Here is a 6,535-nt window from a genome sequence, read left to right as displayed (position 1 = left end):
AACCCCGCAGGCTGTTCGCGTAGCGTTCCGCTTAGAAAGCCTGGGGCACTTGCGGACAAAGCGGTGCCTGCGCGGGCTACAAGAGTATTCTATAGTCATTAACTCTCGGATTTGGATGATTTATTTGTTGGAATACCCTAACTGCCCAGGGTCACTGCGGTGGCGATCGTCCAAGCATCAATCAGCAACAATAGCAGGGTAAATCCCAGCAAAATAAAATACATCCAAGGTTGGGCTAATGGACGCACATCCCGGGTATCAATCCCTGTTTTTGCTTCTACAATTTTGACCAACTCGGAAAATCCGACAACCCGCATCGGCAGCAGATACCCTTGGCCGGATTTACTGACAAAATAATACACGAGTCCCCCCTGTCCGGTGGTGCGGGGTTTGAGCGCTGCTACCTGATCCCAGGGCAACATCCAGCCCTTACGGACACCCCGGGGAACCCACTGGGGATAGGTGACTTGAATGCCTTCCGCATTGGCGATCGCCCGTTCACTGAGCGCCCCATACACTGCCACCGCCCCTATTGCCAGTCCAACCCAGAGCACTCCTGGAGAAATCGGTGCGCCGGTTGCTTCTGACAAAAATGGTAAAGGCACTGTCAGGGCTAGATATAAGCTCAACAGGGTGACTCGAATCAGGGGAGAAATCCGAAATTCCCGGACTTCTATCCCTGGAGGTTCAGTTGGAGGTTCAGTTGGAGGTTCAGCGCGATCGCCGATTGGTTCTATTGACACGACCCTTTTTATTCTTAAAAAAAATTCACTCGCTTCGAGTTTACCTAGATTTTAGGAGCATTTTCCCCAAGGCGCGATCGCCTCTAACAGATTAAGGGTATTAAGGTAAATATTTTTGCACCACGGTCCAACCCGTCCAGGATACCCAGGCGAGTGCCACAAATAAAATAGCATTGGTAGTGATGTGAAGCGATCGCGCCCAGGGACGCCCAGGCGCAATCTGATTCGCACTCCAGGCTGATAGCAGGACCAGTCCCACCACTAACAATCCCGCCCCTAAATGGACGGAATGACCCAGGGAGCCATAATGTCCCAGGGTCCCTACAATCCCGACAGCCAAGAGCAGCAAGACTAGGGCCACGAGGGTGATCCCGAGACCATAGTGGAGCGATCGCACCAAAATTCGTCCTCGGGGTTTACGCCCGAGGCGAGCGCCATACATCCACAGCCCACTCACCGCGAGTAAGCTGTAAGCCAGTATTGAAAAACCCATTGACCAGGCTGCGATTTTCCACAACCAGAGGAAAGAAGGCAGATCCACAAACTTTTATCCTAAACAGTGGCCTAACTGGTTGACCATAATCATCCCAGTCAAATTTAACCCTAACACCCATTCACCGGGAGAGGTGCAAGCCCCCTGATTTTTGATCCTTTATTTTTGATTCCTGGTTTTTCAGCCCAGGACCTAACTTATTAAATGATAGAGGGTGGTCGCGTTATTAACACGAATAACCCTCAAATCCTACCTATCTTCATCTTATTAAACCGAGGTTAAAGCGGTCATTGAGAATGGATCGCTCAAGACGATCCCTTTATTATCAAGGGGGGAATTTCTAGGGCTACGCTTGGGCATTTGCTCCGGCTCTGGTGCAGGAGCGGGTGGAGTGGGATCGCTCTCATCCATGACTCTGAGGCGTCCACAGGGAATCTTATCGGATAAAATAGCACTAGCCATCATCCCCGTATGAATTTCTAACAGGGCTTCTGGAAACGCTTCAAAAACAAGACGTTGACCCGGAAACACAACCCGCTCAAAATACCAGTTGGGAACGTTACTGACCCGAGCAATCTGAATTTTACTTGTCGCATTGACATAGCAGCACAGAATTTGACCGTGGGCGTCAGACGGAATGGGATCGAGGATTTGAGCCATAACCTTTATGAGGAGTTTTTTCCCAAAAAAACTTTATACCCTCTAACCCTAACACTAGCCGATCCCCGCAAGCTGTAAACGCGACTACCAACTGAAGAGAATCTAGTCAATTTTTTCATTAAAAATAGAAAATGGGGGGGGTAAGTTATGCTGATGAGACCTATCGATCCCCCTTATCATCAGGTTTTTTCCGAGTTGCTCAGGGTGTTCCCGGTTCGGGTCATCTTGAATTAGGCCCCGGCGACATTGGACCCCTGGGGTGACGGAATTGCCCCCTTGATCCTGCAAATTCCCAGGGCTGATGATATGGTGAAGTTATATGAACCGCTTTTTTGTAAAACCTATTCCCCGCTACCAAGATGGAAAATCGCATCCTCTACGTTCGCCTCCCGTGCAATCCCATCTTCCCGATCGGTGTCGTTTATCTAGCCGATTTCGTTCACAAGCTGTTTCCCGAAGTTGAACAGCAGATTTTTGATATGGGAACGGTCCCCCCTCTGGACTTTGCCCGGTCCCTTGATGCCTGTATCGATCGCTTTCAACCCACCTTACTGGTTTTTTCCTGGCGGGATATTCAGATTTACGCCCCCGTCGGTGGACGCGGCGGTAATCCCCTGCAAAACGCTTTTGAGTTTTACTATGCGCGCAATCCCTTAATTAAACTCCGGGGTGCCCTGGGGGGACTGCGAATCACTACGGCCTATTATGGTGAACTCTGGCGCAATCTGGGGTTAGTCAAGCGGGGACTTAAACGCGCTCAAACCTATCACCCCGAAGCGAGGGCGATTGTGGGGGGAGGTGCGGTGAGCGTTTTCTATGAACAACTCGGGCGCAGTTTACCCCAGGGGACGATTATCTCCGTGGGAGAAGGGGAGGTCCTCCTGGAAAAATATCTGCGGGGTCAGGATTTTCAGGATGAACGCTGTTATGTGGTGGGGGAAACGACCCCGCGCGATCGCCTGATCCATGAAAAACCCACAGAAATTGAGAAAACCGCTTGTGATTATGACTACATAGAACGGTTATGGCCGGAGTTTCAATATTATCTACAAGACCAAGATTTTTATATCGGCGTCCAAACCAAGCGCGGTTGTCCCCATAACTGTTGTTACTGCGTTTATACGGTCATTGAAGGGAAGCAGGTTAGGATTAATCCGGCAGATGAAGTGGTGGCGGAAATGCGTCAACTGTACGATCGCGGCATCCGCAATTTTTGGTTTACCGATGCTCAATTTATTCCGGCGCGTCGCTATATCAATGATGCGATCGAGTTACTCCAAAAAATTTCTGAGGCGGGGATGGAAGATATCCATTGGGCCGCCTATATCCGCGCTGACAATTTGAACCCGGAATTATGCGATTTGATGGTCAAAACCGGGATGAATTATTTTGAAATTGGGATTACCAGCGGTTCCCAAGAACTGGTCCGGAAGATGCGGATGGGTTACAACCTGCGAGTGGTTCTGCAAAATTGTCGCGACTTGAAGGCAGCAGGGTTTAATGATTTGGTGTCGGTGAATTATTCGTTTAATGTCATTGATGAAACATATCAAACAATTCGTCAAACCCTGGCCTATCATCGCGAACTCGAACGAATTTTTGGGGAAGATAAGGTAGAACCGGCGATATTTTTTATCGGGTTACAACCCCATACCCATTTAGAAGAGTATGCGTTTAAGGAAAATATTCTTAAACCCGGTTATGACCCGATGAGCTTGATGCCTTGGACGGCCCGAAAGTTACTCTGGAATCCGGAACCCCTGGGGTCGTTCTTTGGGGAGGTTTGTCTGGAGGCATGGCAGCGCAATCCCAATGATTTCGGACGGGAAGTGATGCGAATTTTAGAAGAACGCTTAGGCTGTGCGGAGTTAGAAGAGGCTTTATCAGCGCCCATGCCTCAGTCATCCCAGGCGCTTGCTACAGTCTGATGTCAGTTAGCAAAGATGGCGGGGAGTTCAAGCCCCGCCTATGTCTTGAGTGGGCGATCGCTCTATTTGTGGCACTCTTGAATTAATCATAGTCCGACTTGACCTCGCTCAAAAGCTCCTACCTGGAGTGGCGAGGACCGGGTTCAACAGTAACCCCACATTAAAAATTATCTGGAAAAAATATTGATGCTGTGCTGTTAAGGATAGCTTATACGTTTAATAATCTGGATTCCGGTACTCCGGACAGTTGAGAGAGGACCTCTTCTCTAACACATAAGAGTGCCGCTAAGGAAAAGACTCGGGTTACGAGGTCGGGGGTAATTTGAGGATATTGGCCGAATACTTGCTGTTGCGTCCACCCCGCAGCATACAGCTCAAGGACGAACTCCGCCAATTGCACGGTCGTTCCGTTCGGCTTGGATTCCTGTTTTCTAGTCATTGGATTTAGGCAGGTGGGCCAATTCATTTTTTCTTCCATAACCGGGTAAACTCCATTCTAATTATAGGTAATTTCTTTAGGGTTGTCTCCCCCCTTTACTCTTATTTTAATAAAGCTATTGTAAAGATTTAAACTCCCACTTTTGGGAGATTTTGGATCTCGTTAGACTCTTCCGGTTGGCAGAGTCATCCTGGAGCGCCCCAACTCTTCGCGGGTTGCTGGTATCCCAGAGGGGTCAGGGCGATCGCAGTCTTCGGAGGGAGGCGATCGCACCCATCCTGGACCCAACCTATAGGCCAAACAAATTTTGCAGTCGCTTTCTCACCCAAACCACCGGATTTTTATCATCTTCTGTAGCATCTAACAACCCCATTGTTCGTAATTGCTGTTGCCGCTGGGCTAATTCTTCCTGATGTTTACATAATTCCTTAACGATTTCTTCAGCCAACTCGGGATGCTCCCGTAAGATGCTTTGAAAGGCATTATGATGAATCGTAAACAAAATAGTTTCTTCTAAGGCGCGTACCGATGCTGTTCGGGGAATTCCTAACATTAAAGACAATTCACCAAAAAATTTTCCGGCCCCCAGGTTAGTCAGATGCTTATTAATTTTTTCCACAAACACCTCCACGGAACCGGACAACACGATATAAAAGGCATCTCCCGGGTCCCCTTCATGGAATAAAACCTGCGAGGGATACAAGCGTTTGCGATGCCCAATTTCAATGAGTTGTCTTAATTCGAGGTCCGTAAAATTTTGAAAATAAGTCACCTGCCGCAGCAAATCTTTCAGTGATAACGGCTTATTCGAGGTAGCAACCGCTACAGGCTCCGGTATCCTCTCCGGACTGTGGCCATTCTGTTGGAATTTTTTCCTCGCCAGTAGGCTTAAATCTTCTCCATTTCTAATCCATAAATCCCGTTGAGGAAACGGGACTGTAATCTGGTTTTGGCGCAGATTGTACTCAATAATAAAATTTAAAGCACTCCGAATAAACGGTTCGCGATCAATTCGATTAACCCAAACCCATAGTTCAAAGTTAAGCGCATTATCCCCAAAATCTTTAAACATGACTTTGGGGGGAGGGTCGTGCAACACTGCCGGTTCCATATAAGCGGCATTTAAGAGGGTTTCGGTAACTAAAACCGTGTCACTGTTATAGGCAACTCCCACGGGAATTTGAATCCGAGCGTGATAAGAGTCGTAGCTCCAATTGAGCACTTTATTTTCAACGAGTTTACTGTTGGGAACGACGACATCACCCCCCTCACGGGTCCGGATCAGGGTCGATCGCAGGGAAACTTCTTTGACATAACCTGACATTCCGTCAAATTCTATAAAATCTCCCACTTTGAGTTTTCGTTCTATCAGTAAGGTCAGACCGCTGATAAAGTTTCGAGTTACCTCCTGAAGTCCAAAACCAATCCCAACCCCTAAACCTCCAGCAATGACGAGTAGAGAACCGAGGTTAAATCCGGTACTTTGCAAGACAATAATCAGACCTAGCATGGAACTGCTATAGCTGATAATCGTTGCCATTGCTTCGCGGTTTCCTTCGTCAATTCCTAGCCTAACGAGAAGCCGATATTTTAGGAATTTCTTGAGGCCCTGGGATAGGAACAGAACAATAAAGACCCAGATCATCAGTTGCAAGATTGCACTGATTGAAACTGAATAGTTGCCGATGGGAATTGGAGCGGTAAACCAGGAAAGGGATTGTGCTGCTATTCTTTTTAACGCTTCATTCATTGATCTGGGATGGAGCGAACAATCGCTAGTTTACTATAGGGTCGGGGAAAGAGGCTAAACAAGGGTTGAACTCGCTTTTAGGTCCTCTGATGGATTGAGCGCTGCGTCATGGTCTAAACTATCCACTGAGCGATCGCCCTAGGGTTCTGTTTGGGGGAGGGGTTCGCCGTGGTTGCTATCTCTATCCTGAACCGAGTCTGATTTGCTCCCATTGTGCTTCGATTCTTCTACACCGATCGGGAATTAGGCCAGAATTCCGGAGGTTGTTGAAAGTCCTTTCCTTAGTCTGCTGTACATCGGTCTAGGTTCCGCAAATTCTCACCAGATGGGTTCGCGATGAGGTCCCGGGGTCAAAAACTGGGGTTTTTGACCCGAATGAGCTGCTAAGGGAACTCCAAAAAATAAAACCTTCAAAAAACCCGCAGGCTCAAGCCTGGGGCTACACGGACAAAGCGGTGCCTGCGCGGGCTAAAAGAGCCTTGTTAGGTGCGATCGCATCAAAGCAAGGATGATTTATTTGTT

At 48.2% G+C, this 6,535-nt stretch carries 6 protein-coding genes; 1 reads left to right on the top strand and 5 read right to left on the bottom strand.

What is annotated here, in order from left to right; all coding sequences use genetic code 11:
- Positions 1-137: 137 nt before the first annotated feature.
- The 3 genes from NG833_RS29765 to NG833_RS29755 all read right to left on the bottom strand — a co-directional run bounded on the left by NG833_RS29765 (position 138) and on the right by NG833_RS29755 (position 1,896).
- Complete coding sequence (locus tag NG833_RS29765) at positions 138-677, bottom strand: hypothetical protein (RefSeq protein ID WP_254568879.1); 540 nt, start codon at positions 675-677, stop codon at positions 138-140.
- Between the two features lie 166 nt (positions 678-843).
- Complete coding sequence (locus NG833_RS29760) at positions 844-1,284, bottom strand: DUF4079 domain-containing protein (RefSeq protein WP_254568878.1); 441 nt, start codon at positions 1,282-1,284, stop codon at positions 844-846.
- Between the two features lie 219 nt (positions 1,285-1,503).
- The gene (locus NG833_RS29755; protein ID WP_254568877.1) at positions 1,504-1,896 is read right to left on the bottom strand and encodes a DUF1830 domain-containing protein; all 393 of its coding nucleotides are present in this window, start codon (positions 1,894-1,896) and stop codon (positions 1,504-1,506) included.
- 359 nt (positions 1,897-2,255) lie between these two features.
- On the opposite strand from NG833_RS29755, the gene NG833_RS29750 reads away from it, so the two are divergent.
- Complete coding sequence (locus NG833_RS29750; RefSeq protein WP_254568876.1) at positions 2,256-3,824, top strand: photosystem II high light acclimation radical SAM protein; 1,569 nt, start codon at positions 2,256-2,258, stop codon at positions 3,822-3,824.
- Positions 3,825-4,032: 208 nt separating this feature from the next.
- Here the strand turns inward: NG833_RS29750 and NG833_RS29745 are convergent, their stop codons facing one another.
- Positions 4,033-4,263: a DUF433 domain-containing protein gene (locus tag NG833_RS29745; RefSeq protein WP_254568875.1), complete on the bottom strand. Its 231-nt coding sequence runs from the start codon at positions 4,261-4,263 to the stop codon at positions 4,033-4,035.
- Positions 4,264-4,552: 289 nt separating this feature from the next.
- Positions 4,553-6,013, bottom strand: coding sequence for a mechanosensitive ion channel domain-containing protein (locus NG833_RS29740; protein ID WP_254568874.1), 1,461 nt, complete (start codon positions 6,011-6,013; stop codon positions 4,553-4,555).
- Positions 6,014-6,535 lie beyond the last annotated feature (522 nt).

This window comes from Oscillatoria sp. HE19RPO (assembly GCF_024220515.1).
Taxonomy (GTDB): Bacteria; Cyanobacteriota; Cyanobacteriia; order Cyanobacteriales; family Laspinemataceae; genus Laspinema.
This window is presented reverse-complemented; position numbering and strand designations above follow the sequence as displayed.

What these genes read in the sequence shown, in the direction of transcription:
- NG833_RS29755 (WP_254568877.1), bottom strand. Translation starts at nt 1,896, where the DNA reads ATGGCTCAAATCCTCGATCCCATTCCGTCTGACGCCCACGGTCAAATT.
- NG833_RS29750 (WP_254568876.1), top strand. Translation starts at nt 2,256, where the DNA reads ATGGAAAATCGCATCCTCTACGTTCGCCTCCCGTGCAATCCCATCTTC.
- NG833_RS29745 (WP_254568875.1), bottom strand. Translation starts at nt 4,263, where the DNA reads ATGACTAGAAAACAGGAATCCAAGCCGAACGGAACGACCGTGCAATTG.
- NG833_RS29740 (WP_254568874.1), bottom strand. Translation starts at nt 6,013, where the DNA reads ATGAATGAAGCGTTAAAAAGAATAGCAGCACAATCCCTTTCCTGGTTT.